Annotated in this window: 17 protein-coding genes and 1 CRISPR repeat array; of the genes, 15 read left to right on the forward strand and 2 right to left on the reverse strand. The window is 39.4% G+C overall.

Annotation, left to right across the window (positions count from 1 at the left end; genetic code table 11):
• Positions 1–91: 91 nt before the first annotated feature.
• From BAU16_RS02850 to csn2, 15 genes are all read left to right on the forward strand, one after another.
• A complete protein-coding gene (locus BAU16_RS02850) occupies positions 92–838 on the forward strand; it encodes a glycerophosphodiester phosphodiesterase (protein ID WP_137605789.1) in 747 nt (248 codons plus the stop codon).
• Positions 835–1,752, forward strand: a complete 918-nt coding sequence (gene miaA / locus BAU16_RS02855; protein ID WP_161526394.1) for a tRNA (adenosine(37)-N6)-dimethylallyltransferase MiaA — start codon at positions 835–837, stop codon at positions 1,750–1,752. The genes BAU16_RS02850 and miaA overlap by 4 nt, the downstream gene beginning before the upstream one ends.
• Positions 1,749–2,993: a GTPase HflX gene (gene hflX, locus BAU16_RS02860; protein ID WP_161526395.1), complete on the forward strand. Its 1,245-nt coding sequence runs from the start codon at positions 1,749–1,751 to the stop codon at positions 2,991–2,993. The genes miaA and hflX overlap by 4 nt, the downstream gene beginning before the upstream one ends.
• Positions 2,977–4,236 (forward strand): methionine gamma-lyase family protein, encoded by a 1,260-nt coding sequence (locus tag BAU16_RS02865; RefSeq protein ID WP_161526396.1) that lies wholly within the window; start codon positions 2,977–2,979, stop codon positions 4,234–4,236. The genes hflX and BAU16_RS02865 overlap by 17 nt, the downstream gene beginning before the upstream one ends.
• 167 nt (positions 4,237–4,403) lie before the next feature.
• On the forward strand, positions 4,404–4,778 hold the full coding sequence (locus BAU16_RS02870; protein WP_048604699.1) for a MerR family transcriptional regulator: 375 nt from the start codon (positions 4,404–4,406) through the stop codon (positions 4,776–4,778).
• Between the two features lie 37 nt (positions 4,779–4,815).
• Positions 4,816–6,156 (forward strand): type I glutamate--ammonia ligase, encoded by a 1,341-nt coding sequence (gene glnA, locus BAU16_RS02875; RefSeq protein ID WP_048604700.1) that lies wholly within the window; start codon positions 4,816–4,818, stop codon positions 6,154–6,156.
• Positions 6,157–6,402: 246 nt separating this feature from the next.
• Complete coding sequence (locus tag BAU16_RS02880; protein WP_137605732.1) at positions 6,403–8,010, forward strand: CTP synthase; 1,608 nt, start codon at positions 6,403–6,405, stop codon at positions 8,008–8,010.
• A 321-nt stretch (positions 8,011–8,331) separates the two neighbouring features.
• Positions 8,332–9,201 carry a class II fructose-bisphosphate aldolase gene (locus BAU16_RS02885; protein WP_048604702.1) on the forward strand — a complete coding sequence of 290 codons (870 nt, stop codon included), beginning with the start codon at positions 8,332–8,334 and terminating at the stop codon, positions 9,199–9,201.
• Between the two features lie 168 nt (positions 9,202–9,369).
• On the forward strand, positions 9,370–10,626 hold the full coding sequence (locus BAU16_RS02890; RefSeq protein ID WP_161526397.1) for a UDP-N-acetylglucosamine 1-carboxyvinyltransferase: 1,257 nt from the start codon (positions 9,370–9,372) through the stop codon (positions 10,624–10,626).
• Positions 10,623–11,918, forward strand: coding sequence for a transcription termination factor Rho (gene rho, locus BAU16_RS02895; RefSeq protein ID WP_048604704.1), 1,296 nt, complete (start codon positions 10,623–10,625; stop codon positions 11,916–11,918). The genes BAU16_RS02890 and rho overlap by 4 nt, the downstream gene beginning before the upstream one ends.
• 98 nt (positions 11,919–12,016) lie before the next feature.
• Positions 12,017–12,280: a type B 50S ribosomal protein L31 gene (locus BAU16_RS02900; protein ID WP_048604705.1), complete on the forward strand. Its 264-nt coding sequence runs from the start codon at positions 12,017–12,019 to the stop codon at positions 12,278–12,280.
• Between the two features lie 436 nt (positions 12,281–12,716).
• Entirely contained in the window at positions 12,717–16,724 is a 4,008-nt protein-coding gene (gene cas9, locus BAU16_RS02905; protein WP_161526398.1) for a type II CRISPR RNA-guided endonuclease Cas9, read from the forward strand.
• The gene (gene cas1, locus BAU16_RS02910) at positions 16,725–17,591 is read left to right on the forward strand and encodes a type II CRISPR-associated endonuclease Cas1 (protein ID WP_137605725.1); all 867 of its coding nucleotides are present in this window, start codon (positions 16,725–16,727) and stop codon (positions 17,589–17,591) included. It abuts the gene before it with no gap.
• On the forward strand, positions 17,588–17,929 hold the full coding sequence (gene cas2, locus BAU16_RS02915; RefSeq protein ID WP_048604710.1) for a CRISPR-associated endonuclease Cas2: 342 nt from the start codon (positions 17,588–17,590) through the stop codon (positions 17,927–17,929). The genes cas1 and cas2 overlap by 4 nt, the downstream gene beginning before the upstream one ends.
• On the forward strand, positions 17,919–18,581 hold the full coding sequence (csn2, locus tag BAU16_RS02920) for a type II-A CRISPR-associated protein Csn2 (RefSeq protein ID WP_137605724.1): 663 nt from the start codon (positions 17,919–17,921) through the stop codon (positions 18,579–18,581). The genes cas2 and csn2 overlap by 11 nt, the downstream gene beginning before the upstream one ends.
• Positions 18,582–18,707: 126 nt before the next feature.
• Positions 18,708–20,328: direct repeats of the CRISPR family, unit length 36 nt; unit sequence GTTTTAGAGCTATGCTGTTTTGAATGCTTCCAAAAC.
• A 59-nt stretch (positions 20,329–20,387) separates the two neighbouring features.
• On the opposite strand, the gene metF is transcribed toward csn2, so the two are convergent.
• Together metF and metE are read right to left on the reverse strand one after the other, a co-directional pair.
• Positions 20,388–21,260 (reverse strand): methylenetetrahydrofolate reductase [NAD(P)H], encoded by an 873-nt coding sequence (gene metF, locus BAU16_RS02925; RefSeq protein WP_137605723.1) that lies wholly within the window; start codon positions 21,258–21,260, stop codon positions 20,388–20,390.
• Position 21,261: 1 nt separating this feature from the next.
• On the reverse strand, positions 21,262–23,511 hold the full coding sequence (gene metE, locus BAU16_RS02930; RefSeq protein WP_137605722.1) for a 5-methyltetrahydropteroyltriglutamate--homocysteine S-methyltransferase: 2,250 nt from the start codon (positions 23,509–23,511) through the stop codon (positions 21,262–21,264).
• Positions 23,512–23,575: the final 64 nt, after the last annotated feature.

The raw sequence follows: 23,575 nt of genomic DNA on the forward strand, positions 1-23,575 counted from the left end.
TTTTTTGTCGAATAATGAAGACAAAGAGGAGCTTTTTTCTCTTTCTTCCTTTTCGTTCCATGATACAATAAGAAGGATTGGAGTGAGGACCATGGCACAAATCGTTGCCCACCGCGGTAGTAGCGGAAATCGACCTGAAAACACATTGCCGGCATTTGCTGAGGCGGTCCGTGTAGGTGCCGATGTGATTGAATTGGACGTTCATTTATCAAAAGACGGTCAGTTAATCGTCATGCATGATGAAGAAGTCGACCGCACCACAAACGGCAAAGGATTCATTCGTGAAAAAACATTGGAAGAAATCAAACGATTGAATGCAGGAAGTTGGTTCAATGCGAAATACCAAGCAACGAAGGTCCCTACATTAAGAGAAGTATTGGATCTTTTATTGATGCGCAATTATCGTGGCGTTTTAACGATTGAATTAAAAACAGATAATTACCATTATCCAGATATTGAAGAAAAAACCTCTCAATTGATTCAAAGCCAAGAGTGGCCCTTTGAGCATTGGTATTGCAGTTTCAATGTCAACTCCTTGGATATTATTCATCGTTTGGAGCCGGAGACACAGCTTGATTTGATTATGGGAGAATCTGAAAAGAAACCAGAATTGGCTGTGCGTCGGGAATACATTGAAGGAATTCATCCTAAATATGACTGGCTTTTAACCCATCAAAACGAAATTGCAGACTATCCGTTGGCGATTCGCCCGTGGACATTGGACAAAGAAGAGGCGATTTTAAATTGCTTGAAATTAGGAGTAAGAGGAATCATTACCAATTTCCCTGAAAAAGCACAAGCAATTCAGCAGGCCTATCGACGAGGAAAGACCAAATGAAAAAAGTGTTAGTAATTGTAGGACCAACGGCTGTCGGTAAGACTGCTTTAAGTATTGAATTGGCAAAAAAATTCGATGGAGAAATCATCAGCGGGGATTCGATGCAGATTTATCAGGGATTAGATATCGGTACCGCCAAAGTTAGTCAGGAAGAAATGTCAGGAGTACCACATCATTTGATTGATATTCGGCAAATACAGGAGACTTTTTCTGTCGCTGAATTTCAACAAGAAGGTCGAAAAAAAATCGAGGAAATCACTGCACGAGGACATTTGCCAATCGTCGTTGGCGGAACTGGGCTGTACATTCAAGCATTGTTGCATGATTATCAACTTGGAACTGAAAAAGAAGCCGATACTGCTGTACGGGAAAAATATATCCGTTATGCCGAAAAAAACGGCAATCAGCAATTATGGATGCTTTTACAGGAAAAAGATCCAGTTGCTGCAGAAAAAATTCACGCCAACAATCAGCGGAAAGTAATCCGAGCACTTGAGGTATTGGAGCTGACTGGGAAAAGTATCACGCAGGAAACGCCCCCTCCTAAACTTTATGATTATTTTTTGATTGGACTGACCACTAAACGGGAACGATTGTATCAACGAATCAATCAGCGGGTAGACCTGATGATGACGACCGGGTTGATTCAAGAAGCGGAAAGATTACGAGATTTTCCCGAGGTTCAAGCAGCAAAAGGCATTGGCTATCAGGAATTCTTTCCATATTTTTCTGGTAGGGGAACATTGGAGGAAGTTGCTGAGGAAATTAAACTGCATTCCCGCCGCTATGCCAAGCGCCAATTGACCTGGTTTCGTAATCGAATGACGCCGGTTTGGGTGGATTTAATCGAAGAACCTGCATTAAAAAGTTCCTTAGAAAAAGAAGTCGCAGAATGGCTGGAGGAAAAGAAATGACAGAAGAACGTGTGATCTTAGTCGGTGTTGAAACAGAAGAAACCTGGAAAAATTTCGATGAATCAATGACTGAGCTGAAAAGCTTGACCAAGACGGCTCATGGAGAAGTGGTTTTCTCTCTGATTCAAAAACGCCCTCAAGTCGATCGACAAACAGTAATCGGCAAAGGCAAATTACAGGAATTAAAAAATTTGGTAGATGCTCATGAAGCAGATTTGATTATTTTTAATCACGAATTGACACCCCGACAAAGTCAGCTGATCGGTGAAGAAATCGGGTTGCCGGTCATTGATCGGGTGCAGTTGATATTGGATATTTTTGCTTTGCGGGCGCGATCCAAAGAAGGCAAGTTGCAAGTGGAACTGGCACAGTTGGATTACTTATTGCCTCGGTTAGTTGGACAAGGAAAAAGTTTGTCTCGATTAGGTGGCGGTATCGGAACTCGTGGTCCTGGTGAAACGAAGTTGGAGACGGATCGTCGGCACATCAGAAACAAAATCACTGTCATCAAACGTGAATTGAAACAGGTAGAAGCCCACCGTGAACGAACGCGGCAAAAACGTAAAGCGGGACAAACGATTCAAATTGGTTTATTAGGGTACACGAATGCCGGAAAATCAACAATCTTAAATGTTTTGACTCAAGCAGAAACCTACGAGCAGGACCAGCTCTTTGCCACCCTTGATCCGTTGACTAAAAAATGGCGACTACCAGAAGGATTAGAGGTTACCCTGACGGATACAGTTGGCTTTATTCAAGATCTGCCTACTCAGCTGATTGATGCCTTTCATTCTACATTGGAGGAAAGTCAATCCATGGATCTGTTGCTGCATGTGGTAGATGCCAGCGCAGAAGATCGCCTTCAACAGGAACAGACCGTTATAAAATTATTGAAAGAATTAAACTTAGAACAATTGCCTTTGTTGACAGTTTACAACAAGGCCGATCAGCTTTCGGAAGATTTTGTTCCTACACTTTTTCCGAATGTGCTGATTTCAGCAAAAAGCAGTCGAGGCAAAACCGATTTGACGGATGCGGTAAAACTTCAGTTAATGGAAATTTTAACCCCCTACACCGTTGCTTTAGGACAAGAGGAAGGGAATCTTTTGAGTCGCACCAAACGAGAAACCTTAGTTTTGAAAGAAGATTTTGACGAAAAAATGCAAAAATATGTAGTAAAAGGATTTGCTTTACCAGATTCTTTTATTATAAGGAGAATGACGAATGAGCTGGACAGATGAGTTGGATGCAGAATTGGTGAGAAAAATAGCGGCAGTCGATCAAAAGATCGACGATCGTTTAAAAGAAATTCGTGGAGTTGCTTTAGAAAATCAAGGGAAAGTATTGGCGGCGTTTCGAAACCACCACGTGTCTGAAACACACTTTTTGCCTTCCACGGGCTATGGAAATGATGATCTCGGACGGGATGCGTTAGAAGCGGTCTACGCAGAAACTTTCGGTGGAGAAGCTGCGCTGGTTCGTCCTCAAATCGTTTCTGGAACCCACGCCATTGCCACAGCTTTGTTTGGCATCTTGCGTCCGGGAGATGAGCTGCTCTATATCACCGGTACACCCTATGACACACTGCTAGAAGTAATTGGTCTGACTGGAAACGGAATCGGATCAATGAAAGAATATCAAATCGGCTACGAGCAAGTAGATTTGCTGGAAAACGGGGCAGTGGATTTTGATGGTATCGAAAAGAAAATTACCCAAAAAACCAAAGTCGTGGCTATCCAACGGTCTCGAGGCTATGCCGCGCGGCCTTCTTTTACAATTGAAAAAATCAAAGAAATGTGTGACTTCGTTCATCAAATTGCACCGGAAGTCGTTATTTTTGTCGATAATTGTTATGGAGAGTTTGCAGAGTTGCAGGAACCTACGCAGGTGGGGGCAGATATTATGGCAGGCTCTTTAATCAAAAATCCCGGCGGAGGCATCGCAAAAACTGGCGGCTATTTGGTTGGACGAAAAGAATTGATTGAACGATGTGCGTATCGCATGACCACACCCGGTGTTGGGGCAGAAGGTGGAGCGATGTTAGGAAATGTCCATGAAATGCTGCAGGGTTTCTTTTTAGCCCCTCATGTCGTCAGCCAAGCCATCCAAGGCGCTGTTTTTACTGCCGCTCTCTTAGCAGAATATGGGGTTAAATCCTCTCCGAAATGGGATGAAGCCCGCACGGATTTGATTCAATTGGTGGAATTAGAGAAAAAAGAGGCGATGGTCACTTTTGCTCAGGCGATTCAAAAGTTTTCACCAATTGATGCCTTCGTTGCCCCAATTCCTTCCTATATGCCCGGCTATGAAGACGATATCATCATGGCTGCCGGAACCTTTGTTCAAGGAGCCAGCATTGAATTGAGTGCCGATGGACCTTTACGGGAACCTTATTCTCTGTACGTTCAGGGAGGTTTGACCTATGAACATGTCAAGATTGCTGTGGCGAATGCAGTGAATGCTGTGTATCATCAAACGAAATAGCTAGAAGAGTCTTCTGCGGAGGGCTCTTTTTTTTGTTGTCGGAATTATTTTTAATAAAAAAATCGCTCATGTCAGTTTTTCTTACATAAAACTATTGACAGCTTTTTTTTGAATTGGTATAGTTATCACAAGTTCAAAAGCAAGTCTATCATGAGAGGAGAGAAATTATGCGGGAAAAAGAGTTACGCCGCTCAATGTCTGTGTTTCCAATTGGTACGGTGATGAAATTAACTGATTTGACGGCGCGTCAAATTCGATATTATGAAGAACAGGATTTGATTCATCCGGAGAGAAGCGAAGGCAATCGCCGAATGTATTCATTAAATGATATCGATATCTTGTTGGAAATCAAAGACTATCTCTCTGAAGGATTGAATATGGCGGGGATCAAACATGTGTACCAAATGAAGCTACAAGAAGTTTCTGAGGAAGCAAAATCGTTGACTGACGAAGATGTACGCCGGATATTCTATGATGAGCTGCTTTCACAAGGCGGACTGACACCGCAAAGTCCGTTTCAACAAAAAGGACCGCGGATGTAAAAAAGCGAAAGCTGAAAAATGAAGGGGAAGGGATACCATGCCAAAAACGCAAAATACAAAGGAAGATATCAGACGAATCGTAGAAGAGGAGAATGTTCGCTTTTTACGACTCATGTTTACGGATATCATGGGAACAATCAAAAACGTAGAAGTACCAGTGAGTCAATTAGACAAAGTTTTAGATGATAAAATGATGTTTGACGGTTCATCCATTGAAGGATTTGTTCGAATCGAAGAAAGTGATATGTATCTTTATCCTGATTTGACCACATGGATGATTTTTCCATGGGAAAGCGAACATGGCAAGGTTGCCCGCTTGATCTGTGACATTTATAATCCAGAAGGAAAACCATTTGCTGGTGATCCTCGCGGCAATTTGAAACGTGCGTTGTCAGACATGAAAGCACTTGGTTTTACTTCCTTTAACCTTGGGCCAGAACCTGAATTTTTCTTATTTAAATTAGATGAAGATGGCGAAATCACCATGGATCTAAACGACAAAGGCGGCTATTTCGATTTTGCTCCGACAGACCTTGGCGAAAACTGTCGTCGGGATATCGTGCTGGAATTAGAAAAGCTTGGCTTTGAAGTAGAAGCTTCCCACCATGAAGTTGCACCAGGACAACATGAAATCGACTTTAAATATGCCGATGTGATTGAAGCCTGCGACAATATCCAAACCTTCAAATTAGTCGTTAAAACGATTGCCCGCAAACATGGTCTGCATGCGACCTTCATGCCAAAACCATTATTTGGTATCAATGGCTCAGGAATGCATTGCAACATGTCTCTGTTTAAAGGAGACGAAAATGTTTTTTATGATGAAAAAGGGGACATGCAGTTAAGCCAAACAGCCTACTATTTCTTGGGCGGCTTGATTGAACATGCACGGGCATACACAGCTGTCTGCAACCCAATTGTCAATTCTTACAAACGTTTGGTTCCGGGATATGAAGCGCCTGTTTATGTGGCATGGTCAGGACGCAACCGCTCCCCATTAATCCGCGTGCCAGAATCTCGCGGTTTGTCTACTCGTTTGGAATTACGTTCAGTCGATCCTTCTGCTAACCCTTATTTGGCAATGGCTGTCTTGCTGCAAGCCGGCTTAGATGGTATCCGCAATGAAATCACGCCGCCACCAGCAGTGGACCGCAACATTTATGTGATGAATGAAGCAGAACGTGAAGCGGCTCAAATCAAAGACCTTCCTTCCACAATCCATAACGCAATCAAAGAATTACGCAAAGATCCTGTAATGGTGGATGCATTAGGCAAACATATTTTTGCTAATTTTGTAGAAGCAAAACGGCTGGAATGGGCATCCTTCCGCCAAACTGTTTCTGAATGGGAAAGAGAACAATATTTAGAATTATATTGATCCTCCTTGAAAAAAAGTGTACCGCTGAGTCGATTTGCTCAGCGGTTTTTTATGAAAATGCTGAAAGGATTGACATTATTTTCTTGACATTTTCATACGGGGATTGTATTATTCTGCTTGGGCACCCTTGAAAAAAGGGGCAAAAGGTCTGGATATTATGCTCCCTATTCATTTATGGATAGGGAGCTTCTTTCTTTTTTACAGCACCTTTTCCTGCGAAAAAATGTAGAAGGAGTTTTTCAATTTATGACAAAATATATTTTTGTAACAGGTGGCGTCGTTTCATCGATCGGTAAAGGGATCGTGGCAGCTTCACTAGGACGTTTGCTAAAAAACCGCGGATTGAAAGTGACAATCCAAAAGTTTGACCCATACATCAATGTCGATCCTGGAACCATGAGTCCATACCAACACGGAGAAGTTTTTGTGACAGACGATGGTGCGGAAACCGATTTGGATCTAGGACATTATGAACGATTCATTGATATCAATTTGAACAAATATTCAAATGTCACCACCGGAAAAATTTATTCGGAAGTTTTACGCAAGGAACGAAAAGGCGAATACTTAGGGGCAACTGTCCAAGTTATTCCGCATATCACAAATGAAATCAAAGAAAAAATCATGCGGGCAGCTAAAATGACGGATTCAGATATCATTATCACCGAAGTCGGTGGAACCGTTGGTGATATCGAATCGTTGCCATTTTTAGAAGCGTTGCGTCAAATGAAGGCAGATGTCGGTGCGGACAATGTGATGTATATTCACACCACCTTGATTCCTTATTTGCGAGCAGCCGGTGAAATGAAAACAAAACCTACCCAACACAGTGTGAAGGAATTACGCAGTTTAGGTATTCAACCAAATATCTTGGTAGTACGGACAGAATTACCAGTTTCTCAAAGTATCAAAAATAAATTGGCACAATTTTGTGACGTTGCACCGGAAGCTGTAATTGAATCCCGTGACGTAGAAACCCTTTATTCGATTCCATTGGCACTGCAAGCGCAAGGAATGGATCAAATCGTTTGTGACCATTTGAAATTAGATGTTCCACAAGCAGACATGACAGAATGGCGAGCATTAGAAGAACGGGTTTTACATTTGAAGAAGAAAACAAAAATTGCATTGGTAGGAAAATATGTTGAACTACCTGATGCTTATATCTCTGTTGTTGAAGCCTTGAAGCATTCAGGATTTGCCTATGATTCGGATATCGAAATCGACTGGGTGAAAGCCCAAGAAGTGACGGCAGATAATGTACATGCCTTACTGAAGGATGCGGATGGAATTTTAGTTCCCGGCGGTTTTGGCGATCGCGGAATCGAAGGGAAAATCGAAGCTATCAAATATGCTCGGGAAAATGATGTACCATTCTTAGGTATCTGCCTAGGCATGCAAATGGCCTGTGTGGAATTTGCGCGAAATGTGGTTGGTTTAGAAGATGCCAACTCTGCTGAAACAGATCAAAATACACCAAACAATATCATTGATTTAATGGCGGATCAAGAAAATGTCGAAAATCTTGGTGGAACTTTACGCTTGGGTCTGTACCCATGTAAAGTGAAAAAAGGCACAGTGACGGCAACTGCTTATGATGAAGAAGAAGTCGTACAGGAACGTCACCGTCACCGGTATGAATTCAACAACAACTACCGTCAAATGTTTGAAGCCCACGGATTGGTATTCTCCGGTGTTTCACCAGACAATCGCTTAGTGGAAATCATTGAATTACCAGAGAAAAAATTCTTTGTCGGCTGCCAATTCCATCCAGAATTGATTTCTCGTCCAAATCGTCCCCAAAAATTGATCAAGGCGTTTGTTGGCGCAGCTTTGGCTGAACATGAAGCGTAGATTTTTCAAAAAGGAGGCTTGCTCTTTCCATTTTTAAGGAGGAGCAGCATTCTCACATGAAAAAATTCGTGAAAAATGACTGAAACAGTTTCAAATGGATGTTATCTTAACCCGTAGAAAAACAGATAAATAACTAGAGAAGACTGAAATCTTTTCAGAAAATAAAATGAAAAGGTCTGATGTTTTAATTCGTTCAGTCAATTATTGAAAGTCAAATTTCATCTTTTTAGTAGCAAAGTAGGCAAATGTTTGCTAAAATGGAAGCGTTGGTTAAGCTTGCTTAACAAATAAAGTTTATCAAAAACTTAGGAGGAATTTTTTATGCCAGTAGTATCAGGAGCAGAATTCTTAAAAGCTGCACGTAAAGGCGGATATGCAGTTGGTGGATTTAACACAAACAACTTAGAATGGACCCAAGCAATTCTAAAAGCCGCAGAAGCTAAAAAAGCACCAGTTCTTATTCAAACTTCAATGGGCGCTGCAAAATACATGGGCGGATACAAAGTTGCTAAAGATATCATCACAAACTTAGTTGATTCAATGGGTATCACTGTACCAGTTGCAATCCACTTAGACCATGGTGACTATGAAGCTGCTTTAGAATGTATCGAAGTTGGCTATACTTCAATCATGTTTGATGGTTCTCATCTTCCATTTGAAGAAAACTTGAAATTGGCTAAAGACGTTGTTGAAAAAGCTCACGCTAAAGGTATTTCTGTTGAATGTGAAGTTGGTTCAATCGGCGGAGAAGAAGACGGCATCATCGGTGCTGGCGAATTAGCTGACGTTGACGAATGTGTACAAATGGTTGCTACAGGTATCGATTACCTAGCATGTGGTATTGGTAACATCCACGGCGTTTACCCAGAAAACTGGAAAGGTCTAGCATTTGACCATTTACAAGCAATTGCTGACGCTGTAGGTTCTGATGTTCCTCTAGTATTACACGGCGGATCAGGAATTCCTAAAGAACAAATCCAAAAAGCTATCTCAATGGGTATCTCAAAAGTTAACGTAAATACAGAATTCCAATTATCATTTGCTAAAGCAACTCGTGAATACATCGAAGCTGGCAAAGATAAAGAAGGAAAAGGCTTTGACCCTCGTAAATTGTTGGCACCAGGTGTTGCTGCAATCGTTAAAGATGCTGAAGAACATATCGACTGGTTCGGTTCAGCAAACAAAGCTTAATTAAGTATCAATCAACGGTGCGGAGAAATCCGTGCCGTTTTTTTTCATCAATTGAAGGAAAGACAGCCATTTTTGCTAAAGAAATTTGCAGGAAAGGGTTGTCTCTTTTTTCTTTAATTGGGGTATGTTAAAATTGTCGTGGTACATAAGTTTTCAAAAGGAGAATATATGAAAAAAATTATTATTCGCGGCGGTCGGCCTCTAAAAGGTGAGGTAACGATTAGCGGTGCCAAAAATAGTGCAGTTGCCTTGATTCCGGCAGCGATTCTTGCTGATTCACCGGTGATCTTAGAAGGTGTTCCCGATATTCAAGACGTTCACTCTTTGATTGAAATTTTAGAAATCATGGGTGTAAAAACACATTTTGCAGATAATCAATTAGAAATCGACCCACGAGGAATCGTTTCAATTCCTATGCCTAGTGGAAAAATCAACAGCTTACGGGCTTCTTATTATTTTATGGGTGCGTTGTTAGGAAAATTCGGCGAAGCTGTCGTTGGATTGCCTGGCGGATGTTATTTAGGACCACGGCCTATTGATTTGCATTTTAAAGGTTTTGAAGCATTAGGTGCTTCTGTGGCAAACGAACATGGTGCGATTTATCTGCGTTCTGACAAATTAAAAGGGGATCGGATTTTCTTAGATATGGTCTCAATCGGCGCAACAATTAATGTGATGTTGGCGGCGGTCAAGGCAGAAGGAAAAACAGTCATCGAAAATGCCGCTCGTGAACCAGAAATTATTGATGTTGCAACACTTTTGAACAATATGGGTGCTAAAATTCGCGGTGCTGGTACAAATGAGATTCGTATCGAAGGCGTCAGTGAACTCCACGGCTGCCGTCACTCGATTATTCCTGATCGAATCGAAGCCGGAACCTATCTGTCTTTAGCAGCAGCGATGGGCGCAGGCATCAAGGTCAACAATGTTATTTATGAACATTTAGAAAGCTATATCGCCAAATTAGAAGAAATCGGTGTACCGATGGAAATCAGCGAAGACACCATTGAAGTTTTTCCCGTTCAAGAATTGAAACCTACCAACCTTAAAACCTATCCTTATCCCGGCTTTGCGACAGATCTGCAACAACCAATCACTCCACTTCTATTGAAAGCTGCCGGAACTTCCGAAGTGACCGATACGATTTATGCCAAACGAACCAATCATATCCCAGAACTTGTGCGAATGGGTGCTAATGCCCAGGTAGAAGGCAACATGGTGATTATCAACGGTCCCAGCAAGCTGAACGGTGCAGAAGTCGTGGCTTCGGATTTACGGGCAGGGGCGTGTTTAGTTATCGCCGGTTTGATGGCAGAAGGAACAACGACCATCACAAATGTTGAATATATTTTGCGAGGATACGATCATATCATCGAGAAACTGACTGCATTAGGTGCAGATATTGAAATGAAGGAGCAACTATGAGTGACTACTTAACAATGGCGGAACTGGAAAACAGTACGCTAAAAGAAATCTACACCTATGCCAAAGAATTTAAAATTCCTTATTACAGTCAAATGAATAAAAAAGAATTGGCGTTGGCGGTTATTCGGGCGCAAGCGGAGAAGCAGGGCTTCTTTTACATGGAAGGGATTTTAGACATTGTTGGGCAAGATGGGTACGGCTTTTTGCGGCCAATCAATTATGGACCGAGTGCGGAAGATATTTATATTTCTTCCTCCCAGATTCGTCGATTCAGTTTGCGTAATGGTGATAAAGTCGCCGGAAAAGCTCGACCACCAAAAGAATCCGAACGTTATTATGGTTTGATGCATGTTGAAAGTGTGAATGGCAAAGATCCTGAAGAAGCCAAAGAACGGCCCCATTTTCCAGCCCTTACACCTTTATATCCAAACCGTCATTTGACTTTGGAAACAACGCCGGGGCGTTTGGCTACCCGAATGATCGATATTTTTGCACCAGTAGGATTTGGTCAGCGGGGCCTGATTGTAGCACCACCAAAAGCCGGAAAAACCAGTGTCTTAAAGGAAATCGCCAACGGTATCACGGATAATTTTCCGGAGGTTGAACTGATTGTCTTGTTGATTGATGAACGACCAGAAGAAGTGACTGATTTGGAACGTAGTGTCAAAGGGGATGTGGTATCTTCTACCTTTGACTTGCAGCCAAGCAACCATACTCGAGTGTCGGAATTGGTTTTAGAACGAGCGATGCGTTTAGTTGAAGATAAGCGGGACGTCGTTATTCTCATGGACAGTATCACTCGTTTGGCCCGTGCCTACAATTTAGTTGTACCGCCAAGCGGTCGAACACTGAGCGGTGGGATCGATCCGGCTGCTTTGTATAAACCCAAGAAATTTTTCGGTGCTGCTCGGAATATCGAAGAAGGTGGCAGTCTGACGATTTTGGCGACAGCTTTAGTGGATACCGGCAGTCGAATGGATGACGTGATTTATGAAGAATTCAAGGGAACGGGGAATATGGAATTGCATCTTTCTCGTGATCTCTCGGAACGACGAATCTTCCCGGCGATTGATATCAAAAAGTCCGGAACTCGAAAAGAAGAACTATTGATGACGGCCGAACAATTGGAAGAAACCTGGAAATTGCGGAATAATATGAGTGGTGATTCATTGGAATACACTGAGCAGTTTGTTCAATTTTTAAAGAAAACCAAAAGTAACGAACAGTTGTTTTCTGCTTTTCAAGAAGTTTCTTTTGGAAAAAAAGCACCAAAAAGAAATCCGAAAAGATAATTGCAACTTCTCAGCAAACATGATACTATGTTACTGTTGTAAATTGACAAATAACTCTGGCGCAGCAAATGAACCAGGGCAAAGGAGCGAAAAAAATCATGAAACAAGAAATCCATCCAAATTATCATCCAGTCGTATTTATGGATTCAACAACAGGCTTCAAATTCTTGTCAGGTTCTACTAAGAACTCTCAAGAAACTGTTGAATGGGAAGACGGAAACACTTATCCATTGGTACGTGTCGAAGTAACTTCTGACTCACATCCATTCTATACTGGACGTCAAAAATTTACCCAAGCAGATGGCCGTGTCGACCGTTTCAACAAAAAATACGGTCTCAAAGACGCAAACGCTGCGGAATAATTTCATTTTTGAAATTAAAAAAGACTTTCCTTTTCGGAGGAAGGTCTTTTTTTGTGGAATCAATATTCATATTAACGGGAAATATTGAATAATTTTCGACAACTGCTGAATAGAATATGGTATAATACTAACGTTAAATAAAAAACGTTATTTTGGTTTGCTTGTTATCTCCACAACGATTATCAACGAATTTAGGTACAAAAAAAAGCGCCGAGAACAGCGCCACTTGAAAAGTTGATAACGGACAAAGCCTTATTTTAACTTGCTATGTTGTTTTGAAAACTTCCAACAAACTGATTATAGCAAATTAAAAAAAATATGCAATAAAAATCATCGTCTTTTTAACAAAAGATGCATAAACATGGTAATTAGGAATGAATCGTATTAATTAAGTTATCACAAAAAGAAAGCGGTAACATATATAGGAGGAAGAGAAGTGGGTAAAGAGTATACGATTGGATTAGATATCGGAACGAATAGCGTTGGCTGGGCGGTTCTTCAAGAGGATCTTGATTTAGTTAGACGAAAAATGAAGGTATATGGAAATACGGAGAAAAACTATTTAAAGAAAAATTTCTGGGGCGTTGACCTTTTTGATGAAGGGATGACTGCAAAGGATACGCGACTAAAAAGAACGACGCGTCGGCGTTATTTCAGACGGCGCCAGCGGATTAGTTACCTGCAAACATTTTTCCAAGAGGAAATGAATCGAATAGATCCTAATTTTTTTAATCGATTAGATGAAAGTTTTTTGATAGAGGAGGATAAACTAAGCGAACGTCATCCTATTTTTGGCACAATTGAAGAAGAAGTTGCCTATCATAAAAATTATGCGACGATTTATCATTTACGGAAAGAATTAGCAGACGCTGAGGAAAAAGCTGATTTACGGCTTGTTTATTTAGCATTGGCTCATATCATTAAATATCGGGGACATTTTTTGATTGAGGGACGATTAAGCACAGAAAATACCTCTACTGAAGAAACATTTAAAACATTCCTTCAGAAATACAATCAAACCTTTAATCTACAAGAGGATAAAAGTTTGATTAATCCGGTAGATGAAACAATCAGTATTGGTTCTATTTTTGCGGATAAAGTCTCTCGGGCTAAAAAGGCAGAAGGCGTGTTATCCTTATTTCCAGATGAAAAAAGGAATGGAACCTTCGATCAGTTTTTAAAAATGATTGTCGGAAATCAAGGGAATTTCAAAAAAACGTTTGAGCTTGAAGAGGATGCTAAATTACAATTTTCTAAAGAAGAATATGATGAATCCTTAGAAGCTCTTTTAGGCGAAATTGGCGATGAATACGCTGATGTTTTTGAAGCTGCAAAAAATGTCTATAATGCAGTAGAGTTATCAGGGATATTGACGGTAACGGATAATTCTACCAAGGCAAAATTATCTGCCAGCATGATAAAACGATACGAGGATCATAAAACTGATTTGAAATTATTCAAAGAATTTATTCGAAAAAATTTGCCAGAAAAATACCATGAAATTTTTAACGATAAGAATACGGATGGTTATGCAGGGTATATTGACAATAGCAAGAAAACGTCACAAGAAAAGTTTTACAAATATACCACGAATTTGATTGAAAAAATAGATGGAGCAGAATATTTTCTTAAAAAAATTGAAAATGAGGATTTTTTGAGAAAGCAACGGACTTTTGATAATGGGATTATCCCGCACCAGATTCATTTGGAAGAACTAAAAGCCATTTTGCATCATCAAGCAATGTATTATCCTTTTTTACAAGAAAAATTCTCAAATTTTGTAGATTTACTGACATTTAGAATTCCTTACTATGTGGGACCATTAGCCAACGGCAACAGTAGATTTTCCTGGTTATCAAGAAAATCAGACGAACCAATCAGACCTTGGAACTTGGCAGAAGTTGTTGATTTAAGTAAATCGGCAGAATTATTTATTGAACGTATGACTAACTTTGATTTGTATTTACCATCAGAGAAGGTCTTGCCAAAGCACAGCATGCTCTACGAAAAATATACTGTTTATAATGAATTGACGAAAGTAACGTATAAGGATGAACAAGGGGAGGTACAGAATTTTTCAAGTGAGGAAAAAGAAAGAATTTTCATCGATTTATTCAAGCAGCACCGGAAAGTAACCAAAAAAGATTTAAGCAATTTTTTGCGCAATGAATATAATCTTGATGACGTAATAATTGATGGGATAGAAAATAAATTTAATGCAAGTTTTAACACATATCATGATTTTCTCAAGCTAAAGATTGATCCTAAAGTACTTGATGATCCAGCAAACGAACCGATGTTTGAAGAAATTGTAAAGATATTGACGATTTTTGAGGATCGAAAAATGCTTCGAGAACAGTTGAGTAAATTTTCGGATCGTTTAAGTGAAAAAACGATAAAAGATTTGGAACGGAGGCACTATACTGGCTGGGGACGTCTATCAGCAAAACTTATTAACGGTATCCATGATAAACAATCAAATAAGACTATTCTAGATTATTTAATCAATGATGATGCACCGAAAAAAAATATTAATCGGAACTTCATGCAGTTGATTAATGATAATCGCTTGACTTTCAAAGAAGAAATAGAAAAAGAACAATTAAAAGCTAATTCAGAGGAGAGCTTAATTGAAATTGTTCAGAATCTTGCCGGGAGTCCAGCAATCAAAAAGGGAATTTTTCAAAGTCTGAAAATCGTGGATGAACTGGTAGAAATCATGGGCTATGCCCCAACGAATATCGTAGTGGAGATGGCACGTGAAAATCAAACGACTGCTAACGGTAGAAGAAATTCTCGCCCACGATTAAAAAATTTAGAAAAAGCAATGGACGATCTAGGCGGTAAAACTTTAAAAGAACATCCAGTCGACAATAAAGCACTGCAAAAAGATCGGCTGTATCTGTATTATTTACAAAATGGAAAAGATATGTATACAAATGAAGAGTTGGACATTCACAAGCTTTCTACCTATGATATCGATCATATTATTCCGCAAAGTTTTATTGTAGATAATTCTTTGGATAATCGTGTGCTAGTTAGTCTCTCTAAGAACAGAGGGAAATTAGATAATGTTCCTAGTAAGGAAGTTGTTAAGAAAATGAGAGCTCTCTGGGAAAGCCTCTATCGTTCTGGCTTAATTAGTAAGAAAAAATTCGATAATTTGGTAAAAGCAGAAAGTGGTGGGCTTTCGGAGGATGATAAAGCAGGATTCATTCATCGTCAGTTGGTGGAGACACGCCAAATTACCAAAAATGTTGCACGGATTTTGCATCAGCGCTTTAATTCTGAAAAAGATGATGAAGGTAATCTGATTCGTAAAGTAAGAATTATCACCCTGAAATCTGCTCTAACAAGCCAATTTCGAGAAAGTTTTGGTATATATAAAGTTCGAGATATCAACGATTACCATCATGCACACGATGCCTATTTGAATGGGGTAGTGGCAACTGCATTGCTTAAAATCTATCCACAACTCGAACCTGAATTCGTTTATGGGGAATTCCACCGATTCAATGCCTTTAAGGAGAATAGAGCGACTGCTAAGAAGCATCTTTACTCAAATCTGATGAACTTCTCAAAACCACTTAAAGATGAAGTTAAGACTAATTGGGAACAAAAATATATTGGTAAAGTTAAGAAAGTAATGAATTATCGGCAGATGAATATTGTGAAGAAAGTGGAGATACAAAAAGGTGGTTTTTCAAAAGAATCTATTTTACCAAAAGGAGATTCTGACAAACTTATTTCACGAAAAAAAGAATGGGATACTACAAAGTATGGTGGTTTTGATAGCCCTAATGTTGCTTATTCGGTGGTCATTCGTTATGAAAAAGGCAAGACTCGGAAACTTGTAAAAACAATTGTCGGAATTACTATTATGGAACGAGCAGCTTTTGAAAAGAATGAACGTGAATTTTTGAAAAATAAAGGATATCAAAATCCTCAAATTTGCATGAAATTACCTAAATATTCTTTGTATGAATTTGATGATGGCCGCCGTCGACTACTTGCTAGTGCAAAAGAGGCACAAAAAGGAAATCAAATGGTTTTACCTGCCCATCTAGTTACTCTTTTATATCATGCCAAGCATTGCAATGAGAAACCGGATAGTTTGAAGTATGTTACAGAACATCAAAGCGGATTCTCAGAGATAATGGTGCATGTAAAAGATTTTGCTGAGAAATATACTCTTGTTGATAAAAATTTGGAAAAGATCCTCAGTTTGTATGCTAAAAATATGGATTCGGAAGTCAAAGAGATCGCTCAATCATTTGTTGATCTGATGCAATTGAATGCTTTTGGAGCCCCAGCAGACTTTAAGTTTTTCGGGGAGACAATTCCCCGTAAACGCTATACAAGTGTAAATGAACTATTAGAAGCAACGATTATCAATCAATCTATTACCGGTTTATACGAAGCTCGGAGGAGACTAGGTGACTAAATGGGATGGCGGACGGTTGTTATTAATACACATTCAAAACTATCTTACAAAAATAACCATCTGATTTTTAAATCTTCTGATCAACACGAGATGATTCATTTGTCAGAAATAGATGTGCTTTTACTAGAAACAACGGATATTACACTAACAACGATGCTTATCAAACGATTGGTGGATGAAAACATTCTTGTCCTTTTTTGCGATGATAAGCGCTTGCCCATTGGAAAATTGTTTCCTTTTTATGGTCGTCACGATAGTAGTCTGCAATTACCTCGGCAGATTTCCTGGTCTATGGATCGGAAATCTGTCGTTTGGACAGAAATTATCTCACAAAAAATTTTGAATCAAAGTCAGTTTTTGAAGTATCAAGGATATGATGAAAAATCGAAAGCATTACTAAAATTACACGAAACTTTAGAGATCTTTGATCCAAGTAATCGAGAAGGACATGCTGCTCGAATTTATTTTAATACACTATTTGGAAATGAGTTCACTCGAGAAACGGACAATGCAATCAATGCAGGACTAAATTATGGATATACGCTTTTAATGAGTATATTTGCTCGCGAAATCGTTAAATCAGGTTGTATGACACAGTTCGGCTTGAAACATGCTAATCAATTCAATGATTTCAATTTGGCAAGTGATTTGATGGAGCCTTTTCGTCTGCTTGTGGATCAGATTGTTTATGTTAATCGCAACAATCCGTTTGTAACGATCAAGCGTGCTCTTTTTGACTTATTTACGGCAACATATACTTACAATAACAAAGAAATGTACCTAACAAATATTGCCAGTGATTATACGAAAAAAGTGGTGAAAGTTTTGAATGAAGAAACGGAAAGGATTCCAGAATTCAGGATATGAGTTATCGATATATGAGACTAATCTTAATGTTTGATATGCCAACAGAAACAGCGGATGAAAGAAAAGCCTATCGCCGTTTTCGGAAATTCTTACTGAGCGAAGGGTTCATTATGCATCAGTTTTCTGTTTACAGTAAAATTCTTCTGAATGGTACAGCAAATAAAGCGATGGTTGCCCGTCTGAAACAAAATAATCCTAAAAAAGGGTTGATTACGGTACTAACAGTAACAGAAAAACAGTTTTCTAGAATGCTTTATCTAAGTGGAGAACAAGAGAAATCCGTAGGGAATTCAGATACTAGAATTGTTTTTTTAGGAGAAAGTTATGATGAAAGTTAATTTTACACTATTAGATAATCCCATAGAACTGACAGGATCTACTTATTTTGTCGTAGAGGATGTACAAGTTTTTTCTCATTTGATCAAACTTTTCTATCAGTATGATGGTGAAAGTGATTTGAAATTATTTGATGAAAAGCAGCGTACAGTTAAACCAAGTGAGTTGATGATTATCACGGATATATTGGGCTATGATATTAATTCAGCCGCCACGTTGAAATTAATTTATTCAGATTTAGAGGATCAGCTAAATGAAAAACCAGAAGTAAAATCGATGATCAATAAATTGACCGCCACTATCAGTGAATTAATTGGTTATGAGTTGCTGGAGCATGATCTTGATTTAGAAGAGGACGAGATTACAGTGCTGGAACTATTCAAAGCACTAGGTATTCGTATTGAAACAATCAGCGATACGATATTTGAAAAACTCATTGAGATTATTCAGATTTTCAAGTATCTTTCTAAGAAAAAATTATTGGTCTTGATTAATGTCTGTTCGTATCTTACTGAAAAAGAGAGAGCAGAATTAAATAATTATATCTCGTTGTATAATGCAGAAGTTTTATTTTTAGAGCCAAGGGAAATAAGGGGACTACCTCAATATATTTTAGATGAGGATTATTTTTTGCATATCGAAAACATGGTATAATGAAAGTGTGTTCTTTGAAAATAAAATACTGATTAAACATTGATATAGAAGCATTCAGAACTGAAGTCTTGCTATGGACGAGTAGTGCGATTACGAAATTTTTCAGAAGCAAAAAACTTCTGCGAGGTTTTAGAGCTATGCTGTTTTGAATGCTTCCAAAACACGGCAATTGCGACTGTCACTCCTGTACAAGTTTTAGAGCTATGCTGTTTTGAATGCTTCCAAAACGTATTTTTGCATTGATAATGCATCCGTTTTGTTTTAGAGCTATGCTGTTTTGAATGCTTCCAAAACTCATCAATGGAGACTACTTCCCCGGTTTCTGTTTTAGAGCTATGCTGTTTTGAATGCTTCCAAAACGGTATAAATTTCGCTTGTACTAACTCATCTGTTTTAGAGCTATGCTGTTTTGAATGCTTCCAAAACTTTTACTTTTTGTATTTATCAACTTAACTTGTTTTAGAGCTATGCTGTTTTGAATGCTTCCAAAACAAGAAATATTGTAATTATAGCCCTTTTTATGTTTTAGAGCTATGCTGTTTTGAATGCTTCCAAAACTGTCCGCCAAGTTAGTACCTAATACAAGGAGTTTTAGAGCTATGCTGTTTTGAATGCTTCCAAAACCGCTGTTTCAAGATGTGCTACGTTAAAGGTGTTTTAGAGCTATGCTGTTTTGAATGCTTCCAAAACGACTGCTGAAAATTTAAAGATGGCTATCTTGTTTTAGAGCTATGCTGTTTTGAATGCTTCCAAAACATCGTTTGCTACGTTCATGCTCTTTAACGTGTTTTAGAGCTATGCTGTTTTGAATGCTTCCAAAACTGACCTCTTTGCAAAAACAGGCACATCTAAGTTTTAGAGCTATGCTGTTTTGAATGCTTCCAAAACCGATGTTGTGAGTACCCAGTGCCATTTCAGGTTTTAGAGCTATGCTGTTTTGAATGCTTCCAAAACAAAGTGGGGAATCAATAAAATTTGCTGGATAGTTTTAGAGCTATGCTGTTTTGAATGCTTCCAAAACTAGCAAATGATTCAAACTCTGCTTTAGCCTGTTTTAGAGCTATGCTGTTTTGAATGCTTCCAAAACAAATGAAGTGGCTTTAAATATTTGCGTTGTGTTTTAGAGCTATGCTGTTTTGAATGCTTCCAAAACAATAGCAACTTCAGAAAGGAGCGTTTTCGAGTTTTAGAGCTATGCTGTTTTGAATGCTTCCAAAACGAACACTATGATAACTGACCAGACGCCAAAGTTTTAGAGCTATGCTGTTTTGAATGCTTCCAAAACTAACAAGTCAAGCGTTGGATATATGCTTGAGTTTTAGAGCTATGCTGTTTTGAATGCTTCCAAAACAATTGTGGGGATTCGAATAGTCGATTTATTGTTTTAGAGCTATGCTGTTTTGAATGCTTCCAAAACTTGGATTGGTTGGCTGTATGTCGGCTTAGTGTTTTAGAGCTATGCTGTTTTGAATGCTTCCAAAACAAACGGTTGCACTGCATCTCCGATTACAGAGTTTTAGAGCTATGCTGTTTTGAATGCTTCCAAAACTTATCAACCGTTAAGGATTGCTTAACAGTTGTTTTAGAGCTATGCTGTTTTGAATGCTTCCAAAACTTTGGATTGGTGGTGAAAGAAAATTTATAAGTTTTAGAGCTATGCTGTTTTGAATGCTTCCAAAACTTTAAAATCTTCAAGATAAAGAGAATAATCGTTTTAGAGCTATGCTGTTTTGAATGCTCCCAACCCAAAAACCGACCATTTCCCCTTATCCTTTTTCAGGTAAGAGCAGATGGTCGGTTTGCATTTTACACCCCAACTCCCTGAAACAACGACCGAGTTGCTTGATAAATTGAGCGGGCGGTATCCGCATTGTTCATCGTATACAGGTGGATTCCTGCGGCATTTTGAGTGACTAAATCAATAATTTGATCGATGGCATATGCGATGCCAGCATCTCGTAATGCAAGGGGATTGTGTTCATATTTTTCTAATATGGCCAAAAATTTTCGAGGCAATTTGGCTTCGCTGGTTTTGATCAGACGCAAGGCTTGGTTGCGGTTGATAATAGGCATGACTCCGGCGATAATCGGCACATCGATATCTGCTAAATCACAATGTTCTTGGAAGCGATAAAAAAGTTCGTTGTCAAAAAAAAGCTGAGTAATCAGTTGGTTGCATCCGGCTTCCGTTTTCTTTTTTAGATTTTTAACATCTGCCACTCGACTAGCAGAATCTGGATGGATTTCCGGATAACAAGCACCGCTGATTTCAAATTGCGGGGCTTGTTTTTTTATATATGCGATTAAATCGCTGGCAAAATGAAAATCAGTTTTTGGTGGCATGTCAGGAAAGATATCTCCTCGCAGAGCCAACAGTCGCCGAACGCCTAAGAGTTGCAACTTTTCTAAAATCACATCCACCTGCTCCTTGGATAAATAGGCAGCCGGTAGATGTGCAATTGTTGGGATATCCAGCTGATTCGTAATGTAGCCGGCCAACTTGAGGGTAGTGGTTTCGATATTTTTTTGATTGTTGCTACAGGTTACACTGATGAAATCCGGTGCGAGATCCTGTAACTGATTCAAAGTATCAAAAATTTTCTCCGTGCCGGTTTGGGTATTTGGCGGAAAAACTTCAAAGGAAAAGGAGGGGCCACCTCCGTTCTGCTCTTGACTCATATTAAAGCTCCTCTCGCACAAGTTTTGCAGCTGCGGTCAAATTCGTCAAACTTTCACGGGTTTCAGGAATGCCCCGAGTTTTTAAGCCACAGTCTGGGTTGATCCAAAGTTTTTCTTTTGGTACTTTAGCTAAAATTGCATGGATTGTTTGCAGAATTTCATCTGTGGAAGGAACCCGTGGAGAATGGATGTCGTAAACACCTGGTCCCACTTGCGTTTGAAAGTTTTGTGCGTTCAATTCATCTAAAATAGATAAGTTTGAGCGGGAAGCTTCAAAAGAAATCACATCGGCATCCATTTGGTCAATTGCCGGAATAATATCCGTAAATTCGCTATAACACATATGAGTATGGATTTGCGTGGTGGGCTGCACTTGACTATGAACCAAACGAAAGGCAGGGATTGCCCAATCCAGATATTCAGAATACCAGTCGGTTTTTCGTAAAGGCAATTTTTCTCGAAGTGCTGCTTCATCAATCTGAATTACTCGGATACCGTTGGCTTCAAGGTCTAAGACTTCTTCTTGGATTGCCAGTGCGATTTGCAAAGTAGACTCTTTTAATGAAATATCTTCTCGTGGAAAAGACCAGTTCAAAATCGTAACGGGTCCTGTCAGCATACCTTTGACAATTTTGGTCGTTTGTTTTTGGGCATAGGTGGACCATTTTACCGTGATCGGGTTTTCCCGCACAACATCTCCCCAGATAATCGGAGGTTTCACACCACGGGTTCCATAGGATTGGACCCAACCATTTTGGCTAAAGAGGTAGCCGGAAAGATTCTGTCCAAAATATTCCACCATGTCATTTCGTTCAAATTCTCCGTGAACTAAAACGTCTAAACCAATCGATTCCTGCCAGTTCAACCAGTCATCGATTTGTGTTGCCAGAAAATGGTCGTAGTCTGTATCTGAGATTTCGTGACGGTTGTATTTTGCCCGAGTTTGTTTGACTTCTCGTGTTTGTGGGAAGGACCCAATCGTTGTTGTTGGCAGTAGAGGCAAATCAAAAACGGCTTTTTGTAGCTGTTCACGATCAGAGAAAGCTGGTTGACGGGTGAAATCAGCAGCAGATAAAGCAGCAATTTTCTCTGCTAGCTTATGATTTTTGTTGGTTCGATTTTTAGCAAAAAGTTGCTGATTTTCAGCAAGTAGTGCAGTTTCTTTGTTGAAAAAAATCGCAGCCAATTCCGTTAATTCCGTTAACTTTTCCTTTGCAAAAGCAAAGTGGTCAAGAATTGTGGTCGGAAATGTTTCATTTTCTGTAGAAAAAGGCACGTGTAACAACGAGCACGAGGTTGTTAGAACCACATTTTCAGCAGGCAGTTTCTGTAAAAGTGCCAGTGTTTTTTCGTAGTGATTCCGCCAAATATTTTTTCCATTGACAATACCGGCAAATAAGATTTTTTCGGCAGGAAATCCGTTGGCAACCAGTTCTAAATTTTTGATTCCTTCCACAAAATCCAAACCGATTCCATCAAAATCAAGCTGAACCAACGAGGAATAAACATCCCGAACATCACCGAAATAGGTTTGAGCCAAAATCTTCAGGCCATTTTTTTGTTGCAACAAAGGAACATAGAGGGCTTGGAATAACGCCCACTCTTCAGAAGAAATGTCTTTGACTAAAGCCGGTTCGTCCAATTGCAGCCAACCGGCCCCCAGATTCGCTAATGTTGCAAAAATTTCCTGATAGGCAGCAATCAAAGACGGCACAAAATCTTCCGGTTGGGTTTCGGGTGCAAAATCACTGATCTGTAGCAAAGTGAAAGGCCCCAAAAGAACAGGACGTGTGTGAATACCCAGTTCTTTTGCTTCTAGGAATTCATCAAAAATTTTCTTGCCGACTACGCTGATTTCTGTGTTTTTTTCAAATTTAGGAACGATGTAATGGTAGTTGGTATTGAACCATTTTTTCATCGGCCAAGCTTTGATATCGCCTTTTTCTCCTTGATATCCCCGAGCCAGTGCAAAATATTTATCAAGCCCTGACAAATCGATGTGTTGAATTTCTTCAGGTAAAATATTTAGCAAAAAAGCCGTGTCCAAGGTCGTATCATAAAAAGAGAAATCATTGCTGGGTACGCTGTCGACCCCGCTGGCATGGACCAGTTTCCAATGTTTTTCCCGTAAAGCAGCGGCACTGGTTTGTAATTCTTCTTCTGAAAGTTCCGAACGAAAATATTTTTCTGTTTGAAATTTTAATTCACGGTGTTCCCCAATCCGCGGGAATCCGATGATGGTTGTTGTCATAAAAAAGCCCCCTTTTGTTGTTAGTGACTAAACTATCACTTTTTACTTTTTATGGATAACTGAA

Origin of the sequence: Enterococcus sp. JM9B (assembly GCF_009933265.1) — a bacterium.
GTDB classification, from domain to species: Bacteria; Bacillota; Bacilli; order Lactobacillales; family Enterococcaceae; genus Enterococcus_C; species Enterococcus_C songbeiensis.

Excerpts from the sequence above, each read along its gene's own strand:
- rho (WP_048604704.1), top strand. The coding sequence starts at position 10,623 with ATGAGTGACTACTTAACAATGGCGGAACTGGAAAACAGTACGCTAAAA.
- metE (WP_137605722.1), bottom strand. The coding sequence starts at position 23,511 with ATGACAACAACCATCATCGGATTCCCGCGGATTGGGGAACACCGTGAA.
- glnA (WP_048604700.1), top strand. The coding sequence starts at position 4,816 with ATGCCAAAAACGCAAAATACAAAGGAAGATATCAGACGAATCGTAGAA.
- csn2 (WP_137605724.1), top strand. The coding sequence starts at position 17,919 with ATGAAAGTTAATTTTACACTATTAGATAATCCCATAGAACTGACAGGA.
- miaA (WP_161526394.1), top strand. The coding sequence starts at position 835 with ATGAAAAAAGTGTTAGTAATTGTAGGACCAACGGCTGTCGGTAAGACT.
- cas2 (WP_048604710.1), top strand. The coding sequence starts at position 17,588 with ATGAGTTATCGATATATGAGACTAATCTTAATGTTTGATATGCCAACA.
- BAU16_RS02900 (WP_048604705.1), top strand. The coding sequence starts at position 12,017 with ATGAAACAAGAAATCCATCCAAATTATCATCCAGTCGTATTTATGGAT.
- BAU16_RS02850 (WP_137605789.1), top strand. The coding sequence starts at position 92 with ATGGCACAAATCGTTGCCCACCGCGGTAGTAGCGGAAATCGACCTGAA.
- metF (WP_137605723.1), bottom strand. The coding sequence starts at position 21,260 with ATGAGTCAAGAGCAGAACGGAGGTGGCCCCTCCTTTTCCTTTGAAGTT.
- BAU16_RS02880 (WP_137605732.1), top strand. The coding sequence starts at position 6,403 with ATGACAAAATATATTTTTGTAACAGGTGGCGTCGTTTCATCGATCGGT.
- BAU16_RS02865 (WP_161526396.1), top strand. The coding sequence starts at position 2,977 with ATGAGCTGGACAGATGAGTTGGATGCAGAATTGGTGAGAAAAATAGCG.
- BAU16_RS02870 (WP_048604699.1), top strand. The coding sequence starts at position 4,404 with ATGCGGGAAAAAGAGTTACGCCGCTCAATGTCTGTGTTTCCAATTGGT.
- hflX (WP_161526395.1), top strand. The coding sequence starts at position 1,749 with ATGACAGAAGAACGTGTGATCTTAGTCGGTGTTGAAACAGAAGAAACC.
- cas1 (WP_137605725.1), top strand. The coding sequence starts at position 16,725 with ATGGGATGGCGGACGGTTGTTATTAATACACATTCAAAACTATCTTAC.
- BAU16_RS02885 (WP_048604702.1), top strand. The coding sequence starts at position 8,332 with ATGCCAGTAGTATCAGGAGCAGAATTCTTAAAAGCTGCACGTAAAGGC.
- BAU16_RS02890 (WP_161526397.1), top strand. The coding sequence starts at position 9,370 with ATGAAAAAAATTATTATTCGCGGCGGTCGGCCTCTAAAAGGTGAGGTA.